The 19,977-nt window shown below is 69.0% G+C and carries 17 protein-coding genes; 9 read left to right on the top strand and 8 right to left on the bottom strand.

The window, feature by feature from the left end; genetic code table 11:
* Positions 1–63 precede the first annotated feature (63 nt).
* Entirely contained in the window at positions 64–906 is an 843-nt protein-coding gene (gene rsmA, locus CIK77_RS12865; RefSeq protein WP_087056491.1) for a 16S rRNA (adenine(1518)-N(6)/adenine(1519)-N(6))-dimethyltransferase RsmA, read from the bottom strand.
* Positions 907–1,007: 101 nt separating this feature from the next.
* Here rsmA and CIK77_RS12860 point away from each other — a divergent pair, with 101 nt between their 5' ends.
* Genes CIK77_RS12860 through CIK77_RS12845 form a run of 4 tightly spaced genes read left to right on the top strand, consistent with a single transcriptional unit; the run spans position 1,008 to position 5,339 of the window.
* Positions 1,008–1,967 carry a hypothetical protein gene (locus CIK77_RS12860; protein WP_249268733.1) on the top strand — a complete coding sequence of 320 codons (960 nt, stop codon included), beginning with the start codon at positions 1,008–1,010 and terminating at the stop codon, positions 1,965–1,967.
* On the top strand, positions 1,964–3,190 hold the full coding sequence (locus CIK77_RS12855) for an acylneuraminate cytidylyltransferase (protein WP_249268732.1): 1,227 nt from the start codon (positions 1,964–1,966) through the stop codon (positions 3,188–3,190). The genes CIK77_RS12860 and CIK77_RS12855 overlap by 4 nt, the downstream gene beginning before the upstream one ends.
* Positions 3,187–4,059, top strand: a complete 873-nt coding sequence (locus CIK77_RS12850; protein ID WP_087056489.1) for an N-acetylneuraminate synthase family protein — start codon at positions 3,187–3,189, stop codon at positions 4,057–4,059. The genes CIK77_RS12855 and CIK77_RS12850 overlap by 4 nt, the downstream gene beginning before the upstream one ends.
* Positions 4,056–5,339, top strand: a complete 1,284-nt coding sequence (locus CIK77_RS12845) for a DUF6716 putative glycosyltransferase (RefSeq protein WP_114347265.1) — start codon at positions 4,056–4,058, stop codon at positions 5,337–5,339. The genes CIK77_RS12850 and CIK77_RS12845 overlap by 4 nt, the downstream gene beginning before the upstream one ends.
* Before the next feature lie 17 nt (positions 5,340–5,356).
* Here the strand turns inward: CIK77_RS12845 and CIK77_RS12840 are convergent, their stop codons facing one another.
* The 6 genes from CIK77_RS12840 to rsmI all read right to left on the bottom strand — a co-directional run bounded on the left by CIK77_RS12840 (position 5,357) and on the right by rsmI (position 13,406).
* Complete coding sequence (locus tag CIK77_RS12840; RefSeq protein ID WP_087056487.1) at positions 5,357–7,861, bottom strand: DEAD/DEAH box helicase; 2,505 nt, start codon at positions 7,859–7,861, stop codon at positions 5,357–5,359.
* Positions 7,862–8,063: 202 nt separating this feature from the next.
* On the bottom strand, positions 8,064–8,399 hold the full coding sequence (locus tag CIK77_RS12835; protein WP_087056486.1) for a peptidase: 336 nt from the start codon (positions 8,397–8,399) through the stop codon (positions 8,064–8,066).
* Positions 8,396–9,694: an inorganic phosphate transporter gene (locus tag CIK77_RS12830; RefSeq protein ID WP_087056485.1), complete on the bottom strand. Its 1,299-nt coding sequence runs from the start codon at positions 9,692–9,694 to the stop codon at positions 8,396–8,398. The genes CIK77_RS12835 and CIK77_RS12830 overlap by 4 nt, the downstream gene beginning before the upstream one ends.
* A 290-nt stretch (positions 9,695–9,984) precedes the next feature.
* Entirely contained in the window at positions 9,985–10,872 is an 888-nt protein-coding gene (locus CIK77_RS12825; RefSeq protein WP_087056484.1) for a TatD family hydrolase, read from the bottom strand.
* A gap of 5 nt (positions 10,873–10,877) precedes the next feature.
* The gene (gene metG / locus CIK77_RS12820; RefSeq protein ID WP_087056483.1) at positions 10,878–12,452 is read right to left on the bottom strand and encodes a methionine--tRNA ligase; all 1,575 of its coding nucleotides are present in this window, start codon (positions 12,450–12,452) and stop codon (positions 10,878–10,880) included.
* Between the two features lie 138 nt (positions 12,453–12,590).
* Positions 12,591–13,406 carry a 16S rRNA (cytidine(1402)-2'-O)-methyltransferase gene (rsmI, locus tag CIK77_RS12815; RefSeq protein WP_087056482.1) on the bottom strand — a complete coding sequence of 272 codons (816 nt, stop codon included), beginning with the start codon at positions 13,404–13,406 and terminating at the stop codon, positions 12,591–12,593.
* A 207-nt stretch (positions 13,407–13,613) separates the two neighbouring features.
* Here rsmI and phnD point away from each other — a divergent pair, with 207 nt between their 5' ends.
* The 5 genes from phnD to CIK77_RS12790 all read left to right on the top strand — a co-directional run bounded on the left by phnD (position 13,614) and on the right by CIK77_RS12790 (position 18,771).
* Complete coding sequence (gene phnD, locus CIK77_RS12810) at positions 13,614–14,630, top strand: phosphate/phosphite/phosphonate ABC transporter substrate-binding protein (protein ID WP_249268731.1); 1,017 nt, start codon at positions 13,614–13,616, stop codon at positions 14,628–14,630.
* A gap of 73 nt (positions 14,631–14,703) precedes the next feature.
* Complete coding sequence (gene phnC / locus CIK77_RS12805) at positions 14,704–15,522, top strand: phosphonate ABC transporter ATP-binding protein (RefSeq protein WP_087056480.1); 819 nt, start codon at positions 14,704–14,706, stop codon at positions 15,520–15,522.
* A complete protein-coding gene (gene phnE, locus CIK77_RS12800; RefSeq protein WP_087056479.1) occupies positions 15,519–16,319 on the top strand; it encodes a phosphonate ABC transporter, permease protein PhnE in 801 nt (266 codons plus the stop codon). The genes phnC and phnE (CIK77_RS12800) overlap by 4 nt, the downstream gene beginning before the upstream one ends.
* Complete coding sequence (gene phnE, locus CIK77_RS12795; protein ID WP_249268730.1) at positions 16,316–17,197, top strand: phosphonate ABC transporter, permease protein PhnE; 882 nt, start codon at positions 16,316–16,318, stop codon at positions 17,195–17,197. The genes phnE (CIK77_RS12800) and phnE (CIK77_RS12795) overlap by 4 nt, the downstream gene beginning before the upstream one ends.
* Before the next feature lie 89 nt (positions 17,198–17,286).
* Positions 17,287–18,771: a dolichyl-phosphate-mannose--protein mannosyltransferase gene (locus CIK77_RS12790; protein ID WP_249268729.1), complete on the top strand. Its 1,485-nt coding sequence runs from the start codon at positions 17,287–17,289 to the stop codon at positions 18,769–18,771.
* A 115-nt stretch (positions 18,772–18,886) separates the two neighbouring features.
* On the opposite strand, the gene CIK77_RS12785 is transcribed toward CIK77_RS12790, so the two are convergent.
* A complete protein-coding gene (locus CIK77_RS12785) occupies positions 18,887–19,930 on the bottom strand; it encodes an NAD(P)-dependent alcohol dehydrogenase (RefSeq protein ID WP_087056478.1) in 1,044 nt (347 codons plus the stop codon).
* Positions 19,931–19,977: the final 47 nt, after the last annotated feature.

The raw sequence follows: 19,977 nt of genomic DNA, 5'->3' as shown, positions 1-19,977 counted from the left end.
CTCTACTGATCCGGCGGCGCGACGGATCACCGTCGCCTGCGAGGCGGAGGAAGTCATCGCCCCTCAGCCCGCGGCGAGCGCGATGCGGTGGAAGTCGTCGATCGTGAGCGCCTCGCCTCTGGCGGTCGGTGCGACTCCCGCGCGCTGCAGGATCTCGCTGGCCGCGGCGGACCCGCCCCAGACGCTCGACAGTGCCTGTCTGAGCATCTTGCGGCGCTGCTGGAAGGCGGCGTCGATCACCTGGAAGGTTCGGCGCCGCTCGTCCTCCGTGCCGCGTGTGGTCGTGCTGCGTTCGAACGCCACCAGCACGCTGTCCACGTTCGGCACCGGCCAGAACACCTGCCGCGATACGCTGCCGGCCGTCCGCCATGAACCGTACCAGGCCGCTTTGGCACTCGGAGATCCGTAGACCTTGTTGCCTGGAGCCGCTGCGAGCCGCTCCCCCACCTCGGACTGCACCATCACCACGCCGCGCTCGAGGCTCTCGAACGTCTCCATCAGGTGCAGCAGCACGGGAACCGAGACGTTGTACGGCAGGTTCGCGACGAGCACGCGCGGGTCTCCCGGCAGCTCGCTCACGCGCATCGCATCGGCGGCGACGACCGTGAGGGCGCCGTCAGGCACGCCGTGCGCGGCTGCCGTCGTCGCCAGCTCCGCGGCCAGCCGCGAATCGATCTCCACTGCCGTCACTGCGGCACCGGTCTCGAGGATCGCGAGCGTCAGCGACCCGAGCCCTGGCCCCACCTCGACCACGCGATCAGTGCCGGCGACCTTCGCCACCTGCACGATCCTGCGCACCGTGTTCGCGTCGACGACGAAGTTCTGGCCGAGCTTCTTCGTCGGCGTGACGTCGAGCCTGGCGGCGAGGGAGCGGATCTCGGTCGCGCCGAGCAGCGTCACTGTCATGGCTCCATCATCCCACCGGAGTTCGCGCTCCCTGGCGCGACGGCGCGGGCGCGGCGACGACGAACGTTTCCATGCGCGTCTCCTGCCCGTAACGTCAGCAGGTGCATGCGTTCACCCTCGCGTCGCACGGTGAACACATGGGGCGGATGTCGACTCTCGCATGGGTGGAATCGCCGCTGCAGCTGCTCGGGGCGGCGGAATGGGCGGCGGCGCACGGCCGCGCAATCGACCTGGCCGCTCGCGTCACGGAGCAGATCCCGGAGACGGCGGACGAAGTGCTCCGCCGCGGCGCCCGTTTCGGCGAGAAGCAGCCGTACTTCGGCATCCCGTGGCGGATGCTCGCCAGCCACTCGCACTGGCTCGTCGGCGACGGATTCTCCGGTCAGTTCCGGATGGCCGCCGCAGTGCTGCGACCGAAGCGGGTGACGTTCCTCGACGACGGGATGAACACGCTCGCCTTCGCCGACGCGATCGCCGGCACGCTCCCCTATTGCCGTCCCGGTGTCTCCGAGAAGGGCCTCACCACACGGTTCGCGCCCTTCGCCCTCGATCACGTGCGTCGGCGCGCGCTGGCCGGAGACGCCGAGCTGTTCACTGCCTTCCCCCTGGGCGGAGCGCGAGAGAGCGCGATCGCGGAGTACTCGCTCGGCGTGACCCGCCACGACTTCGGCTGGCTGCGCTCGACGGAACCGAGCGAACAGCTCACCTCCCTCGTCCGGACCGAGCGGGTCGTGCTCGGTTCCGCGCTGCCGACCGACGGCCGGATGTCGCGCAGCGACTATCTCTCCTGGGTGTCGAGCGAGACGCGCCGCGGCGAGAGCACCTACCTCCCGCACCGCAGGGAGACGCCGGAGATGCTCGATGCCGTCCGCGATGTGCCCGGCGTCACGGTCGTGGAGACCGGTGTGCCCGTGGAGCTGGCGCTCGCCGGCCTGCGCCGCCCCGTCGACGTGCGGTCGCTGAGCTCCAGCGCTCTCACGACGCTGCCGCTGGTGCTGCGCGGGACCGAGAGCGTCATGAACTCCACGCGCGCCTGGCACGTCACAGGAGAGGCCCGGTGACGCCCTCCTCCCGCTCCGCGTCCGGCGAGGTCGTCGCGATCGTTCCCGCGCGCGGCGGCTCCAAGGGCATTCCTGGCAAGAACCTGGTCAGGGTCGGAGGCGTCCCTCTGGTCGCCAGGGCCGTGATCGCGGCGAACGAGGCAGAAGGCGTCGACCGCGTCGTGGTGACGACGGACGACGACGCGATTGCGGCAGCCGCACGCGAATGGGGCGCAGACGTCGTCCGCCGCCCCTCCGACATCTCCGGCGACGGTGCGTCCTCCGAGAGCGCGCTGCTGCATGCCATCGAGTCGCTCGGATCCGAACCGCGCGCCATCGCCTTCCTGCAGGCGACGTCGCCGTTCATCGACGTGCCTGCACTGTCGCGCGCCGTGCGGATGGTGCGCGCAGGCGAGGCCGAAAGCGCGTTCTCCGCTGTGGAGACCTACGGCTTCCTGTGGGCGTCTGGTCCGAACGGTGCGACGGGCATCAATCACGATCCGTCGCACCGGCCACGACGCCAGGACCGGGAACCGCACTATCTCGAGACCGGTGCGTTCTACGTGCTCGACACCGCGGGGTTCCGCAGCACAGGGCACCGCTTCTTCGGCCGCACCGTTCCCGTGCAGGTCGACGAGCGCACGGCGATCGAGATCGACTCACCCGAGCAGCTCCACATCGCCATGGCCCTTGCGCCGCTCGCCGCGGAGCCCACCAGCGTCCCGCTCGACGTCGACGCCGTCGTGACCGACTTCGACGGCGTGCACACCGACGATCGGGTCACCGTGTCGAGCGACGGCCTCGAGCACGTCAGGGTGAGCAGGTCGGACGGGATGGGCGTCCGGCTGCTGCGCGAAGCGGGCATCGACGCGCTGATCCTCTCCACCGAAACGGATCCGGTCGTCACCGCCCGCGCCCGCAAACTGCGCATCGACGTCCTGCAGGCCCAGGACGACAAGGCCTCGGCCCTGCGCACGTGGGCCGACGTGCGCGGCATCCCTCTGGAGCGCGTCGCCTACCTCGGCAACGACGTCAACGACCTTCCCGCGCTCGAGATCGTCGGCTGGCCCGTCGCCGTCTCCGACGCGCATCCGCTCGTCCTTGCCGCCGCGCGACTCGTGCTCGAGCGCGCCGGAGGCTCAGGGGCCGTCCGCGAGCTCGCAGAGCGCGTGCTCCGATCCCGTGGCGCCGCGCGCAATCCGTTCGCGGCCGCCCAGCAACCCGCACAGAAGGAGACCCCATGACTGTTCGCATCGGATCGCGCGTCGTCGGGGGCGGTCACCCCGCCTACGTCGTCGCCGAGATCGGCCTCAACCACAACGGCGACGTGGAACTGGCCAAGCAGCTGATCGATGTCGCCGCCGACGCCGGTGCCGACGCCGTGAAGTTCCAGAAGCGCACACCGGAGATCGCCACCCCCGAGCACATGCGCGACACTCCTCGCGAGACGCCGTGGGGCACGATGACCTATCTGGAGTACCGTCATCGCGTCGAGTTCGGCCGCGACGAGTACGTCGCCGTCGGCGACCACGCGACGCTGCGGGGACTGGACTGGTTCGCCTCGCCGTGGGACCTGCCCAGCGTCGACTTCCTCGAGGATCTGAACGTCGCAGCGCACAAGGTCGCCTCCGCGTGCCTGACCGACATCGAACTGCTCGAGGCGCTGCGCGACACGGGAAAGCCGATCATCCTCTCCACCGGCATGTCGACGATGGCGCAGATCGACCGAGCCATCGAGGTGCTCGGCACAGAGAAGCTCGTGCTGATGCACGCCACGTCCACCTACCCGATGGAGCCGGACGAGGCCAACCTGCGGATGATCCGTGTGCTCGGCGAACGCTTCCCCGGCATTCCCGTCGGGTACTCGGGCCACGAGCGCGGTCTGCAGATCTCGCTCGCCGCGGTCGCGATGGGAGCCGTTGCCGTCGAGCGCCACATCACGCTCGACCGCACCATGTGGGGCTCGGATCACGCCGCGTCTCTCGAGCCGACAGGCCTCGAACACCTCGTCCGCGACATCCGGATCATCGAGAGCGCGTTCGGCGACGGCGTCAAGCGGGTGTTCCCCGGCGAGGAGGCGCCGATGGCGAAGCTGCGGCGCGTAGACGCGTGAACGGCGCCGGCCGACTTCGCATCGTCGCCATCGCCGACACCGACTCTTATGTGAAGTGGGCGGCCGCGCTGATCGGCTCGCTGCCGGGCACCGAGCTGATCGTGCTCGACACCCCGTTGGTGGTCAGCGACACTCAGCTGGCTGTCGCACTGCGCGGCAGCGGACTGTCGCGTCCCCGAGGCCGCGGCGGAGCGGGCGACAGGGTCAGGCGCGCGGGGTACGGCGATCTGCCCCGGCTGCTGTCCGGCGCCGACGCCGTACTGCTCGCGGCCAGGGGGCCTCTGGTGCAGGTGCTGCAGCGGCAGATCTCGTCGATGGACCCGTGCCCCGTGGTCGTGACGGGTCTGCCAGGCATCTCGATCCCGCCGACCCGGCTCGCGCTGCACTTCAGGCGCGGCTGCGACCTGTTCGTGCTGCACTCGCACCGCGAGGTCCGTGAGTTCGCCTCGCTCGCGATCGAGCGCGGCATCAGACAGCGCTTCGCTCTGGCGACCCTGCCCTTCGCCCGAGCGACGACGCGCGAACCTGCCGCCGACGGCACGGATCTCGTGTTCGCCGCGCAGGCGAAGGTTCCCGCGGAGCGGGAGGAACGGATGCGGGTGGTGCGCCTGCTCATCGCGGCGGCGGAAGCCGCCCCGGAGCGACGCGTCGTGCTCAAGCTGCGCGGCCGGCCTGGCGAGGCGGAGACGCACCGCGAGCTGCACTCCTACCCCGAGCTGCTGGCGGAGGTCGGCGAACTGCCGGAGAACCTCGTCGTCTCGACAGAGGCGATGTCGACGGCGCTGAGGCGCGCCGAAGGGCTTGTCACCGTCAGCTCGACGGCGGCCATCGAGGCAGCGGCGACCGGTGTTCCCGTGATCGCACTCGACACCTTCGGCGTCTCAGAGCAGCTCATCAACGTGGTGTTCATCGGCAGCGACCTGCTAGCGGGCGAGGACGACGTGATCCATCGGCGATTCCGTGCGCTGCGGCCGCAGTGGCGACGGGACAACTACTTCCACGAGCCGAGCGACGACGACTGGCTCGGTCAGCTCCGCTCACTGGTGGAACGGCGCCGCCGCGGCGAGCTGGAGCCGCGCGAACCGCTCCAGCGCTTCGCCGAGCGCCAGAGAGACCGGGGAGCCGCCTCGCGCTCGGCGCGCACGACCCGCAGTCCGCAGGCGCGGCCGCGTACGCGCTCGGCCTGCCGCTGCACGTCGCGCGCGGCCGTTCACATGGTGCGAGGCCGCGTGTCTCGCCCCCGCTCCTCCGATCGGGAGCAGACGCCGGTTCCCGGCTGATCTGCCGGGACGTGCCGCTACATCCGTCCTGCCCACGTCACATCCACCACGGCTTCGCCTTGAGCGTCCGACTCGACGAGGTCCACTCTCGCGCGGATGCGCCAGTCGTGGTTGCCCGCGGGGTCATCGATCACCTGCTCGACCTGCCAGACACCGCGCTCGGATGCGTCGATGCGGCACAGCGCGGGTGAACGCGCCGGACCGCCCGTGAGCATGTCGTCGTGCTCCGCGTAGTAGGCGTCCAGGACCTCCGGCCAGCCGGCATCCGGGTCGAGCTTCTCGAGCTCGTCGTCGCGCTCGAGCGCGGCCAGTTGCACGCGGCGGAACATCTCGTTGCGCACCAGCACCGTGAAGGCTCGAGTATTGCCCACCAGAGACGGCGGCGCAGGCGGCAGCGCCTCCGCCTCGCCCGAGGCGTCGCGGCCCGCGGCGAGCGCTTCCCACTCGTCGACGAGACTCGAGTCGACCTGGCGCACAAGCGCACCGAGCCACTCGATGATGTCCTCGAGCTCCTCTGTGCGGGCGTGGTCGGGAACGGTCTGTCTGATCGCCCGGTATGCGTCGCTGAGATAGCGCAGCACCAGCCCCTCGCTGCGCCCCAGCTGGTACCACTGCACGAACTCGGCGAAGCTCATCGCCCGCTCGAACATGTCGCGCACGACCGACTTCGGCCGGAGCTCGAAGTCGCGCACCCACGGCTGGCTCGAGGCAAACACCTGGTAGGCCTGTGTGAGCAGCTCTTCGAGCGGCTTGGGGTGGGTGATCTCCTCGAGCGCCTCCATGCGCTCGTTGTACTCGAGGCCGTCGCGCTTCATCTCGCCGACCGCCTCGCCGCGCGCCTTGTACTGCTGCTGCGACAGGATCTGGCGTGGGTCGTCGAGCGTCGACTCGATCACGCTGACCACGTCGAGCGCGTAGTGTCCGCTGCCTGCGGCGCCTGGGGCGTCATCCGGATCGAGCAGGTCGATCGCCGCGAGGGCGAACGGCGACAGCGGCTGGTTGAGGGCGAAGTTCGGCTGCAGATCGACGACGAGCCGGATGACGGGCCCGGCGACCTCGACGATCTCCGCCTCGCGCAGCGTGCGGAACAGGGCGAGAGCGCGCCTGGCGAGCGCATACTGCTCAGTGCGCGGTTGGTGGTTGTCGAACACGAGCGAGCGGACGCCTGCGAACACGTCGCCGCCGCGGCCGATCACGTTGATCAGCATCGCCGCGGTGATCTGCATCTGCGGGCGCAGCGCCTCGGGCTCGGCGTCGACGATCTTGGTGAAGGTGTCCTCGCTCCACGAGACGAAGCCCTCCGGCGCCTTCTTGCGGGTGACCTTCTTGCGCTTCTTGACGTCATCGCCCGCCTTGCGCAGCGCCTGGGCGTTCTCGATCTCGTGCTCGGGACCGAGCGCGATCACGTTGCCGTACGGGTCGTAGCCGGCGCGCCCGGCCCGCCCGGCGATCTGATGGAACTCGCGCGCGCCGAGCCTGCGCATCCGCTGCCCGTCGAACTTGCTCAGCGCCGTGATCAGCACCGTGCGGATGGGCACATTGATGCCGACCCCGAGAGTGTCGGTGCCGCAGATGACGCGCAGCAGGCCGCGCTGGGCGAGCGTCTCCACGAGGCGACGGTAGCGCGGCAGCATGCCGGCGTGGTGCACGCCGATGCCCGCGCGCACCAATCGCGACAGCGTCTTGCCGAAGTTCGTCGTGAAGCGGAAGTCACCGATCGCCTCAGCGATCTCGTCGCGCTGCTGGCGCGTGATGACCTTCGCGCTGGTCAGCGCCTGGGCGCGCTCCATCGCTGCCGCCTGCGAGAAGTGCACGATGTAGACGGGCACCTCCGTCTCGTCGATCAGCTCCTGTACGACCTCGTGGCCCGGCCTCGTCTCGTACGAGAAGTGCAGCGGGACGGGCCTGGTCGCGCCGGCGACGAGCGTCGTCTGGCGCCCCGTGCGCTCGGTGAGGTCGGATTCGATCTGCGTCGTGTCGCCGAGCGTGGCCGACATCAGCAGGAACTGGGTGCTGTTCAGCAGGAGCAGCGGCACCTGCCACGCCCAGCCGCGCTCACGGTCGCCGTAGAAGTGGAACTCGTCCATCACGACCGTGTCGATGTCGTCGACGCTGCCGTGACGCAGGGCGATGTTCGCGAGGATCTCGGCCGTGCAGCACACGATCGGGGCATCCGGGTTCACCGACGAGTCACCCGTGACCATGCCGACGCTGTCCGCTCCGAAGATCTCGACCAGGGCGAAGAACTTCTCGCTGACGAGCGCCTTGATCGGCGCGGTGTAGTAGCTGCGACCACGCCGAGACAGGCTCACCGCGTGCGCGCCGACCGCCACCAGCGACTTGCCGGTGCCGGTCGGCGTCGCGAGGATGACGTTGCTGCCGGAGACCAGCTCGATGATCGCCTCGTCCTGCGCCTGGTACAGCTCCGTGCCGTGGTCGGCTGCCCACGACACGAACGCGTCGTACACACCGTCCGGGTCGGAGCCTGCGGTGTCGATCCGGTCGGTGAGTGAGGTGGCCATCCGGTCCAGTCTGTCATCCGGAGGGCGCACCACGCGGGCGGGCACGTCCGGTGAGCTCCCGCCGCCGGATGTCGATCAGCTGGCTCGGGGTGCAGTCACGCCGGAACAGCCTCGCTGCCCGACTCCGTCTCGCGGTGCGCGGCCAGGCACCGGCAGCCGCTCCTTGCTTCCCTGCCTGAAGGCGTCAGAGTGCGCCGGATCGTCAGTGGCCGGGCCCGAAGACGATCAGCAGCAGACCGGCGACCACGGCGAGTGCGCTTATGGCGAAGCATGCGTAGGAACCGGCCAGGGCTGCGCGCTTCTGCCCCTCGGTGAGTGGACTCTTCCTGGCGGCCTTCGCCGCGGCCTTCTCCTCTTTGCGCTGCTGCTTGTCGGTGAGCACCGCGATTGCGTCGGTGAACTCGGCGGGGGCGACGACGGGAATCCGCCCGCTCGCCGCGCGCAGCCTCAGCCCGAGGGCGTAGAACCCCACAACGAGACCCGCGCCGACGAGCGCAGTGACGAGCACTTGCAGGAACAGCAGCCAGTCGATGCTCATCGCCCGCCCCTCTCGTTCCTGCGGCGCTCTCTCTCAGCGGATCTCTGCGCCTCCTGTGCCGCCTTGCGCTCTTTGCGCTCCGCCTTCTCGCGGGCTCGCCGTTCGGCCAAGCGCTGGGCACGGCGGGTGGGCGGCGGGTTCCTCTTCACCTTCACCGCGGCGCCCGACTCGCTCACCTCGCTCATCGCGTTGCTCGAGTTGACGGCGTCCTTGCGCGAACGCAGGAACAGCCCCAGCACGATCACCACGGCCGCGATCGCGTCGATGATGACGCCGGTGGTGCCGAGCCACACCACGACGAGCGCCGCCAGCGCGCCGACGCCGCCGGCAGCGGGAAGCGTGATCACCCAACCGGCGAAGATGCGGCCCACCGTGCGCCAGCGCACCTTCGATCCGCGCCTGCCGAGACCCGAGCCGATGACGGAGCCCGATGCGACCTGCGTCGTCGACAGCGCGAAGCCCACAGCACTCGACGCGAGGATCGTCGCCGATGTCGAGGCCTCGGCGGCGAAGCCCTGCGCCGGTTTCACGTCGGTGAGGCCCTTGCCGAGGGTCCGGATGATCCGCCAGCCGCCGATGTAGGTGCCGAGCGCGATTGCGCTGGCCGCGGCGAAGACGACCCACAGCTGCGGCTCGTGCTGCGCGGAGGACTGCCACCCGACCGTGATCAGCGCGAGGGTGATGACGCCCATGGTCTTCTGCGCGTCGTTGGTGCCGTGTGCGAGCGCGACGAGGGACGAGGTGAAGATCTGTCCCCAGCGGAAGCCGCTGCGCCCGTCGGGCTTGCCGTCGTGACGTCGCGTGAGGGCGTAGGCGAGCTTGGTGACAAGGTACGCGATGATGCAGGCCGTCAGCGGTGCCAGCAGTGCCGGCATGATGACCTTGCTCATCACGACGCCGAAGTCGACCGCCGCCGCGCCGACGCCCACGAGCGTCGCACCGATCAGACCGCCGAACAGCGCGTGCGACGAGCTCGACGGCAGACCGAGCAGCCACGTGAGCATGTTCCAGGTGATCGCACCGATCAGACCGGCGAAGATCAGGGAGGGGAACAGCGCGTGCGATATCTGCTCCTCGAGGATGATGCCGCCGGAGATCGTCTTTGCGACCTCCGTCGACAGGAACGCACCACCGAGGTTGAGCAGAGCGGCGAGTGTCACCGCCGTCTTCGGCTTCAGCGCACCGGTCGCGATGGGAGTGGCCATCGCGTTCGCGGTGTCGTGGAACCCGTTGGTGAAATCGAAGAACAGTGCCAGCACGATGACCAGCACGACGATCAATGAAGCGGTTTCCACCGGCCGCCTTCCTTGTGTTCGGCGCGTCGCGCCTCTCGCCCCTGCGTCACGTGATTCGCGGAACGCATGCGTTCCGTACTCCCGCTTCGTCGGCTGGACCAACGCGCCGAACGCGTCAAGATGCCGGACAGAATGTTCACCTGCAGTTCAGCATCCGGCAACCGAACCGTAAGAATCCTGCCACTCACAGGCGGGTCGCCGCAACGCGACACCGCCGGGCGCAACTCTTCATTTCTGGCACATTTCTGCTGTTGTGCACCCCCGGAGATGTGCCAGAAATGAAGAAAAGATCAGAACTCGCCGTAGACCGCCACGGTGTTGGCGGCGATCTGCGCGCACAGCTCGTCGAGGTCGGCGTTGAGCTGCTCCGCCATGAAGCGCATCGTCAGCGGCACCAGGTACGGCGCGTTGGGGCGGCCGCGGTACGGCATCGGGGTGAGGAACGGCGCGTCCGTCTCGACCAGGATCCGCTCGCGCGGCGTCACCGCGAGTGCGTCGCGGAGGTTCTGCGCGTTCTTGAAGGTGATGTTGCCCGCGAACGACACCCAGTACCCGGCGTCGGCGGCTTCCCCTGCCATCTCGGCGTCGCCCGAGAAGCAGTGGAACACCGTACGCTCGGGGGCGCCCACCCGCTTCAGGGTGTCGAGCACGTCTCTGTGGGCATCGCGGTCGTGGATCTGCATCGCCAGAGCGTGCTTCTTGGCCAGATCGATGTGCGCCTCGAAGGAGGCCAGCTGGGCGGGACGGCCGTCCTCGTCCGTGCGGAAGTAGTCCAGCCCCGTCTCGCCGATCGCACGCACCCGCTCGCGCGATGCGAGCTCATCGATCTGCGCGAGCGCGTCATCGAGCCGCCCGTCCGCGGCGTACGTCGGCGCGTCGTTGGGGTGGATGGCCACAGCCGCGAGCACCCGCGGGTGACGATCGGCAGCATCGGCCGCCCATCGGGAGGACTCGAGGTCGCCCGAGGCCTGCACGACGCCGGCCACGCCGACCGAGACCGCCCGATCGAGCTGCTGGTCGAGGGTGAGCGGATCGTCGCCGTCGGCGATCTCGAGATGGGCGTGGTTGTCGTACACCGGCACCGCGAGCGGTTCAGGCGGCTCCGGATGCGACAGATCCCTGCGCCCTGAGCTCGAGCGCCTCTCGACGTAGGTCTCTCGTGGAGTCGTGCCGTTCATCCGGATCAGTCGGCCTCCACGCGCGGGAACAGCGGCTGCAGCTTCGACACCGTCGTGCCGGCGGGGAGCACGCCCCACGCGCCGGCATCGCGGATGGGCTGCGCCGTCAGCTCGCCGAGCGTCGTCACGACGCCGAGCGCATCCCACAGCTTCGCGGTCGCCGTCGGCATCACAGGCGAGAGCAGCACGGCGAGGGCCCGCAGACCCTCCAGGCAGGTGTACAGCACCGTGGCGAGGCGCTCGCGCTGCGTGTCATCCTTGGCCAGCACCCACGGCTCGTTGTCGGTGATGTAGCCGTTGAGCGCATCGACGATCTTCCACAGCTCGTCGATCGCCTGGTCGAGCCGGAACCGCTCGACGGCGGCGTCGGCCGCGGCCGCGGCGTCGGCGACGATGCGCTGGATGTTCCGGTCGCCCTCCGCGTACTCCCCCGGCTGCGGCGCCGCCCCGTCGAAGTACTTGTGCGTCATCGCGATCGAGCGCGAGGCCAGGTTGCCGAAGCCGTTGGCGAGCTCGGCCTGGTAGCGGGCGGCCATATCCTCCCAGGAGAAGGAGCCGTCCTGGCCGAAGGCGATCGCCGAGCCGAAGTAGAAGCGGTAGGCGTCGCTGCCGAAGGTGTCGACCAGCGTCGACGGAGAAATGCCGGTGGCCTTCGACTTCGACATCTTCTCGCCGCCGACGAGCAGCCACCCGTGTGCGAACACGCCGCGCGGCACCTCGAGTCCTGCCGCCATCAGCATGGCCGGCCAGATCACCGCGTGGAAGCGCAGAATGTCCTTGCCGACCACGTGATAGCCGGGCCAGCGGCGGGCGAAGTTCTCATCGTCGTCGCCGTAGCCGACCGCCGTCGCATAGTTGAGCAGCGCGTCGACCCACACGTAGATCACGTGCGAGGAGTCCCACGGCACCGGAATGCCCCAGTCGAACGCACTGCGCGAGATGGACAGGTCCTTCAGCCCCTGCTGCACGAACGCGACGACCTCGTTGCGCGCGGACTCCGGCTGGATGAAATCGGGGCGCTCGCGGTACAGCTCGAGCAGCCTGTCGGAGAACTCGCTGAGCTTGAAGAAGTAGTTCTTCTCGTGCAGCAGCTCGAGCGGCTTCGAGTGGATCGCGCACACCTTCAGCCCCTCGAACGGGCCGGTGCCCTCGACGATCTCGCTGTCGGGTTTGAATTCCTCACAGCCGACGCAGTAGAGCGCCTCGTACTCGCCGGCGTAGATGTGGCCGCGATCGAAGATCGCTTGGATGAACGCCTTGACGCTCTCCTCGTGGCGATGCTGGGTCGTCCGGATGAAGTCGTCGTTGGCCACGGACAGCGTCTCGAGCAGCGGGAGCCACTCCTCGGCGACCAGCTTGTCGACCCACTCCTGCGGCGTGACGCCGTTCGCCGCGGCGGCGCGCATCATCTTCTGGCCGTGCTCGTCGGTCCCGGTGAGCATCCAGGTGTCGTCGCCTGCCTGGCGATGCCAGCGCGCGAGCATGTCCACCGCCACCGTCGTGTACCCGTGACCGATGTGGGGAACATCGCTGGGATAGTAGATCGGAGTGGTGATGTAGAACGAGCCGCGAGAAGTCACCAGAGCAGTCTAGTTGCGCACGATGCGTGGTTTCGTGCGTGCGCGCAACGGGCCCGCGAGATGCGCAGACATCGTCCGGATGGCCGTCAGGACCGGCGCTTCTCGGCGAAGAAGGCGCATCTCGGCAGCGAGGCGCGATCAGCGCGCGCCGAGCGCCGCCTGGTAGAGGTCGCGGGCGGACAGACCCGTCGCAGCCGCGACCTCACGGGTGGCCTCCTTGAGCCGCACGCCGCCGTCGACGAGGGTGCGCACCTGGGCGAGAGCCTGGTCCGGTGAGGTCTCGGTCGCCTCGGCGCCCGCCACGACGATGACCAGCTCGCCGCGCACGCCATCGGCCGCCCACTGCGCCAGATCCTCGAGCGTTCCGCGCGCGGTCTCCTCGTACAGCTTGGTCAGCTCGCGGCTCACGCTCGCGCGGCGTTCGGCACCGAATGCCGTCGCCATATCGGCCAGCGTCTGCGCGACGCGCGTCGGCGCCTCGAAGAACACCAGGGTGCGCGATTCGGCGGCGAGTGCGGCAAAGGCTCGTGCGCGCTCCCCCTGCTTGCGCGCGACGAATCCTTCGAACGCGAATCTGTCGGTCGGCAGCCCTGACACGGCGAGGGCGGTGAGCACCGCGCTCGGTCCGGGCACCGCGGTGACGTCGACGCCGGCGGCCGATGCCGCCGCTACCAGCCCGTATCCCGGGTCGCTCACCGTCGGCATGCCGGCGTCGGAGAGGACGACGACGTCCTGCGTCTGCGCCAGCTCGACGAGCTCAGGCGCCCTCTGCTTCTCGTTGTGGTCGTGGAACGAGATGAGCCGCGGACGGTTCTGTATGCCCAGCGCGGCATACAGCCGCTGCGTCGTGCGCGTGTCCTCGGCCGCGACGACCGTCGCCTGCTCGAGGAGCTCGACCAGTCGCCGCGATGCGTCGCCGAGATTGCCGATGGGTGTCGCGGCGAGAATGATCACCAGACCAGGGTACGCGGGCCGCCCTCTTCGGTGCGGCAGACGCGGATCTGACCTCCCGGTGGACGGAATGACCGTCAGGTAACGACATCGTGAACTCCCTGTCCCCGGCAGAAACCGGCGGATATGGTCGATTCCGGGTGCGTCCGCACCCAGCACGGTTCTGCTCGTCGCGCTCGACGGCGCGACCCACACATGGGGAGAAGTCCTTTGTCTTTCACCTTCACCAAGCGCCGCACAGCAGCCGCCCTCACGGGCGCCGCGGCTCTCGCACTCGTACTGGCCGGTTGCGGCGGCTCCGATGACGGCGGGACCGGCGGCGGCGACGCAGGCACGGAAGCGCCCGAGAAGCTCGTGCTCGGCCTCGTGCCGTCGCAGGAAGTCGACCAGCTCGTCCTCGACGCCGATGCGCTCGGCGAGCAGCTGTCAGACGAGCTCGGCATCCCCGTCGAGACGAACGTGACCGCCGACTACTCGGCGCTCGTCGTCGCGATGCAGTCAGGCCAGGCCGACATCGGCATGTTCGGCCCGATCGCTCTCGTGCAGGCCGCAGACGAGGCGGGCGCGGTGCCGATCCTGCAGTCGGTGCGCTACGGCTCGGAGAGCTACGTCACGCAGTGGTTCACCAACGAACCAGACCGCTTCTGCCTCGATGACATCGTGGAGAAGGACGTCGACGGCGCAACGATGACCTACTGCAACGGCACCGACGTCGACGAGGTCTCCGGCCCGGTCGGCGAGGACGCCCTGGAGGAGGTCGCAGAGGACGAGTCGATCGCCTTCGTCGACGCGGGCTCGGCATCCGGCTACTACTACCCGGCGACGCAGCTGCAGCAGATCAACGGCTTCGACCCGGTCAACCTGTCGGGCGCCTCGTTCGCCGGCGGCCACCCGAACGCCGTGCAGGCCGTCGCCGACGGCGACGCCACCGTCGGCACGAGCTTCAACGACGCTCGTGCCGAGCTCGTCGAAGAGGACCCGGAGATCGGCGAGAACGTCACCGTGTTCGCCTGGTCGGGCAACATCCCCAACGACGGCGTCGCCGTCTCGGCCGACCTCTCCGAGGAGTGGCAGCAGAAGGTGTCGGACGCCTTCCTCGCCGTCGCCGACACGGAGGAGGGCCTCGCAGCCCTCGACGCCGTGTACTCGATCGAGGGCCTCGTCCCCGCCGACCTCGACGCGCTCGACGCGGCACGCCAGGTGGAGGCCAACTTCGGCGAGGAGTGATCCCCGCGGGGCCCCGGCCGCGTTATCGTGTGCCGGGGCCCTTTCTCTTTCCCCCTCGACCGATTGATTTCACGTGATTCGATTCGACAAGGTCTCCGTCACCTATCCCACAGGCACCAAGGGGCTGGACGATGTCTCGCTGGAGATTCCCGACGGCCAGTTCGTCGTCGTGGTCGGCCTCTCCGGCGCGGGCAAATCCACGCTGATCCGCAGCATCAACGGCATCGTCCGCACCAGCGACGGCTCCCTCGACGTCGACGGCTTCCGGGTCGACGGCGCCAGCAACCGCGCGCTGCGCTCGCTGCGCACGCGCGTCGGCATGATCTTCCAGGGCTTCAACCTCGTTCCCCGTTCCAGTGTTCTGAACAACGTGCTGACCGGGCGGGTGAGCAGCACGCCGTGGTGGCGCGCTCTGTTCGGCTGGTGGAGGAAGGACGACATCGAGCTCGCCTTCCAGTCCCTCGAGCGCGTCGGCATCGTCGAGAAGGCCTACAACCGCGCTTCCGCACTCTCCGGCGGTCAGCAGCAGCGCGTGGCCATCGCCCGTGCTCTCGCCCAGGATCCCAGCGTGATCCTCGCCGACGAGCCTGTCGCCTCGCTCGACCCGCCGACCGCGAACATGGTGATGCGCGACCTGCAGCGCATCAATCGCGAACTGGGCATCACCGTGGTGGTGAACCTGCACTTCCTCGACCTGGCGACCAACTACGCCGACCGGATCATCGGAATGCGTGCGGGGAAGGTCGTCTTCGACGGCACGGCCGACGAGACGGACGAGAAGACCTTCGAGGAGATCTACGGCCGCGCCCTGAACGCCGCGGATGTGCTCCCGGACTCCGCAGACGTCACCGTCGCCGGCGGCGCAGCCCGTCACGATCAGGCGGACGAATGAGCACGGAGGCACCCGGCCAGGTGGCCAGGCCCACCAAACCCAAGCCGAAGCCGTTCTTCATCGTCGCCGGCATCGTCGCCGTCGTGATGAGCGTGTGGTCGGCGGTGCAGATCGATTTCACGCTGATGCCCTTCTTCGAGGGGAATCCGCGCGCGTGGGGCATCATCCAGCAGTATCTGACGCCGAACTGGGAGTTCATGCTCCGGGTGTGGCCGCAATGGCTGGAAACGCTCTACATGGCGGTTCTCGCGACGTTCCTCGGAGCGGTCGCCGGTCTGGTCTTCGCGCTGCTCGCCTCGCACACGACGAACCGCTCCCCCTGGTTCCTGAAGGTCGTGCGCTGGTTCCTCGCGGTGCTGCGCTCGCTTCCCGAGGTCGGCTGGGCGTACATCCTGGTGGCCATGGTCGGCGTCGGCTCGCTGGCCGGCATGTTCGCCTTGGCGATCTTCAACCTGGGCATCATCGCGAAGCTGACCAGCGAGACCGTCGACGCCGTCGACCGCGGGCCGCTCGAAGCGGCGGACGCCGCAGGAGCGACCATCATGAAGCGCTCCGTGACGAGCGTGCTCCCCCAGGTCTGGCCGGCGTTCTTCTCCTACACGCTCTACGTCTTCGAGATCAACCTGCGCGCGTCCGCCATCATCGGCATGGTCGGAGCCGGCGGCATCGGCTCGGTCATCGACGTCGAGAAGGCGCGCTTCAACTACGACAACGTCTCAGCGATCGTCGTCGGGTTCATCATCATCGTGATCGTGCTCGATGTCATCTCGCAGCAGGTGCGGAAGAGGCTGATGTGAGCACTGCACAGGACACCACGACCGCACAGGCGTCGCCGATGAAGCAGGAGCGGCCGAAGCCTCCATCGAAGACGCCGGCCACGCTCGGCTTCATCATCACGGCGCTCGTCATCATCGTGTGCACGTGGGCGCTCCAGGCCGACTGGGCACGCGCGCTCGGCATCCCTCAGGCGATCGTGCAGTATGCGGGGCTGATGAGTGAGGGCCTGTGGCACAACCCGTTCGCCATGCCGCACGCCGAGTGGTGGACCGTCGCGTTCGACTTCATGTTCGACTCGGTGTACATGGCGTGGATCGGCACGCTGATCGGCGCGGTCATCTCGCTGCCGCTGGGCTTCGCCGCCTCGCGCAACGTCGCACCGGGCTGGCTCGTGTGGATCACCCGCACGGTGCTCAACGTCATCAGGGCGGTGCCGGAGTTCATCCTGGCGATCGTGTTCCTGCTGCCGCTGTTCGGCTTCCACCCCGCAGCCGGTGCGCTCGCGCTCGGGATCGGATCGGTCGGCACGCTCGGCAAGCTCACCAGTGAGGCGCTCGAGGACATCAGCCCCGGACCGGTCGAGGCGCTGCGCGCGACGGGCGCCAGCGGGTTGAGCGTGCTGCGCTGGGGCATGCTGCCCCAGGTGCTGCCGGAGATCATCTCGTTCTGGCTCTATCGCTTCGAGGTGAACATCCGCGCCGGCGCGATCCTCGGCATGCTCGGCCTCGGCGGCATCGGCTTCCTGCTCAGCCAGCTCTTCGACGGCCGCGAGTGGGCGCGCGCGGGCATCGCACTCGTCGTCACGATCGTCGTCACCATCATCGTCGACCAGCTCTCCGCCGCCGTGCGCCATCGCATCATCGGCCAGGAGCAGTTCGCGGCCAAAGAGGTGTTCTGACCGACTCTTCACGTCTCCGGCGATTCGTATGCTGACAGCTGCGGAGAAGCCGGAGACGTGAAGAGTCGCCCCAGCCGTAGGCTGGACCGGTGCGGATTCGGGTGACGGCGCGGACGTGGGAGTGGCTCGCGCCCGTGATGCTGACCGCCGTCGCGGCACTGGTGAGGTTCGTCGGTCTCGCGCACCCGCACGAGCTGGTCTTCGACGAGACCTACTACGTCAAGGACGCCTGGTCGCTGTGGAACCTCGGCTACGAGGGCGAGTGGCCTGACGGCTCCGACGCCGCCTTCGAGGCCGGACGAGCGGACCTCTTCACGACGGACGGATCCTTCGTCGTGCATCCGCCGCTCGGAAAATGGCTGATCGCCATGGGAATGGCGCTGCTCGGACCGGACAACCCTGCAGGGTGGCGCCTCGCCACGGCCGCGGCCGGCACGATGATGGTCCTCGCGCTGTACTTCCTGGCCAGGCGGCTGACCGGCTCGGTGGCCGTCGCCTCGATCGCCGCCGGCCTGCTCGCCGTCGACGGCCTCGGCATCGCGATGAGCAGGGTGGCACTGCTCGACGGCATCCTGGCCGCGCTGGTTCTGCTGGCCGTATGCTTCCTGGTGCTCGACCGCGACCACACGCGCAGACGCCTGGCCGAGGCATCCGGTGCGCTGTTCGGCCCCGTGATGTGGCGCCGCCCGTGGGTGCTCGCCGCCGGGCTCACGATGGGCGCGGCGAGCGCCGTGAAGTGGTCGGGACTGTACGCGCTGGCCGGTCTCGGCATCTGGCTCGTGGTGCTCGACGCGATCGACCGGCGCCGCGCGGGTGTGCGGGAATGGCTGCCGTCGGCGATCATCAGGCAGGGACCTGCGACGTTCCTGCTGCTCGTGCCCGTCGCCGCCGCGACGCACCTCGCGTCGTGGGCCGGGTGGTTCGCGACGTCGGGCGGATACGACCGCGACGCTTCGGCGAACCCGCTCGCGGCGTGGTGGACCTATCAGTCCGCCGTCTACGACTTCCACGTCGGGCTGTCCAGCGGGCACGCCTACGCCAGCCAGGCATGGCAGTGGCCGCTGCTGCTGCGACCGACGGCGATGTGGGTCGGGCATCCGGATGACGCGTCGATCGCGGTGATCGGCAGCCACCCGAACCCGATCGTCTGGTACGCCGGAATGGCGGCGATCGTCCTGCTGACCGTCGTGCTGATCCGCACGCGCCGGATGTCGCTGGCGTGGCCGCTCGTCGGCATCGCGATCACGTGGGTGCCGTGGCTGCTGTACCCCGCGCGCACGATCTTCCAGTTCTACACCGTGGCGATGCTGCCGTTCGTATGCCTGGCACTCGCGATGGCACTGCAGCACCTGGTGCGCAGGCGAGACCCGGTGCTGCTGCCGGAACCCACGGAGGCGGAGATCGCCGATGCGACCGAGTACGCCCGGCGCCAGCGCCGCGCGTGGCGCGTCGTCGTCGGCGTCTTCCTCGCGCTCGCGCTCCTCGCCGCGGCATACTTCCTCCCGCTGGCAACGGGAATCGCCGAGCCCTACCCCCTCTGGCGAGCCCACATGTGGCTCCCCGGCTGGATCTGACCCGCGCCGAAGCTGCCGAGATGCGCACTTCTCGCCGAGATGCGCACGTTTGGACGCTGTTTCGTCGAAAGAGTGCGCATCTCGCGAGCCCGCGCGGGTCAGCCCGCGCCTCGGGTCAGCTCGTCAGCGAGGGGATCACCATGGTCTTGATCGCCTGCGGGTCCGTCTTGGCCTTCAGCAGCGCCTCCTCGGCGCCGTCGAGGCCGAAGCGTCCGGTGACCAGCGGGTCGACCTGGACGGTTCCGGAGGAGATCAGGTCGATCGCCGTCGGCCACGTGTTGACGTAGCGGAAGGTGCCGGTCACCATCACCTCGCGATGCTGCAGCATCGCGATCGGGAGCTCGAGATAGTCGCCTCCCATCCCGACGAGCACGGCGACGCCGCCGGGCCGGATGGTCGGCAGCGCCTGGGTGATGGCGCGCCCGTTGCCCGAGGCATCGATGTAGACGTCGAAATGCCTGTCCCACTGGGCGAAGTCGACCTGGGTCGGGTCTACCGCCTCGGTTGCGCCGTGCTCGAGCGCGAAGCGGCGGCGATTCTCGATGGGGTCGCTGATGACGATCTCGGTGGCGCCGAACGCGCGCGCCACCTGCGCGTTGAGCACGCCGATCGGCCCCGCGCCGGTGATGAGAACGCGCGACGACGCCGTCACCCCGCCCTTGCGGTTGGCGTGCACGGCGACCGACACCGGTTCGGCCATCGCCGCCTGTTCGAAGGTCATGGAGTCCGGGATGGTGTGGGCGAAGTCGTCGTCGATGATCTCGTAGTCGGCGAACGACCCGTCGCACGGATAGGCACCGTAGAACTCCACGTTCGGGCAGAGGTGGTACTCACCCTGCTTGCAGAACTCGCAGCGCCGGCACACGGTCTGCGGCTCGACCGAGACGCGATCGCCGACACGGCCGGGCGAGACGTTCGTTCCCACGGCGACGATGCTGCCGGCCGATTCGTGGCCGAGAACGATCGGGCCGTCGACGACGATGTCGCCGACGTTGCCGCTCTCGTAGAAGTGGGTGTCGGAGCCGCAGACGCCGACGGCCTCGACCTGGACCAGCACCTGGTTCGGACCGAGTTCGGGCACCGGCACCTGCTGCAGCTCGATCTTGCGCGGCTCGGTGAGCACCGAGGCCGCCATGGTGCGGGGATAGGCGTTCGTCATAGGGTCCTTCTTTCTCATTGATACGAACGGGTTGCGGGCGCTCTGGA

Origin of the sequence: Microbacterium sp. JB110, from assembly GCF_003335195.1 — a bacterium.
Lineage (GTDB): Bacteria > Actinomycetota > Actinomycetes > Actinomycetales > Microbacteriaceae > Microbacterium.
This window is presented reverse-complemented; position numbering and strand designations above follow the sequence as displayed.

Excerpts from the sequence above, each read along its gene's own strand:
- rsmA (WP_087056491.1), bottom strand. The coding sequence starts at position 906 with ATGACAGTGACGCTGCTCGGCGCGACCGAGATCCGCTCCCTCGCCGCC.
- CIK77_RS12850 (WP_087056489.1), top strand. The coding sequence starts at position 3,187 with ATGACTGTTCGCATCGGATCGCGCGTCGTCGGGGGCGGTCACCCCGCC.
- CIK77_RS12840 (WP_087056487.1), bottom strand. The coding sequence starts at position 7,861 with ATGGCCACCTCACTCACCGACCGGATCGACACCGCAGGCTCCGACCCG.
- CIK77_RS12835 (WP_087056486.1), bottom strand. The coding sequence starts at position 8,399 with ATGAGCATCGACTGGCTGCTGTTCCTGCAAGTGCTCGTCACTGCGCTC.
- CIK77_RS12825 (WP_087056484.1), bottom strand. The coding sequence starts at position 10,872 with ATGAACGGCACGACTCCACGAGAGACCTACGTCGAGAGGCGCTCGAGC.
- phnE (WP_087056479.1), top strand. The coding sequence starts at position 15,519 with ATGAGCACGGAGGCACCCGGCCAGGTGGCCAGGCCCACCAAACCCAAG.
- CIK77_RS12785 (WP_087056478.1), bottom strand. The coding sequence starts at position 19,930 with ATGACGAACGCCTATCCCCGCACCATGGCGGCCTCGGTGCTCACCGAG.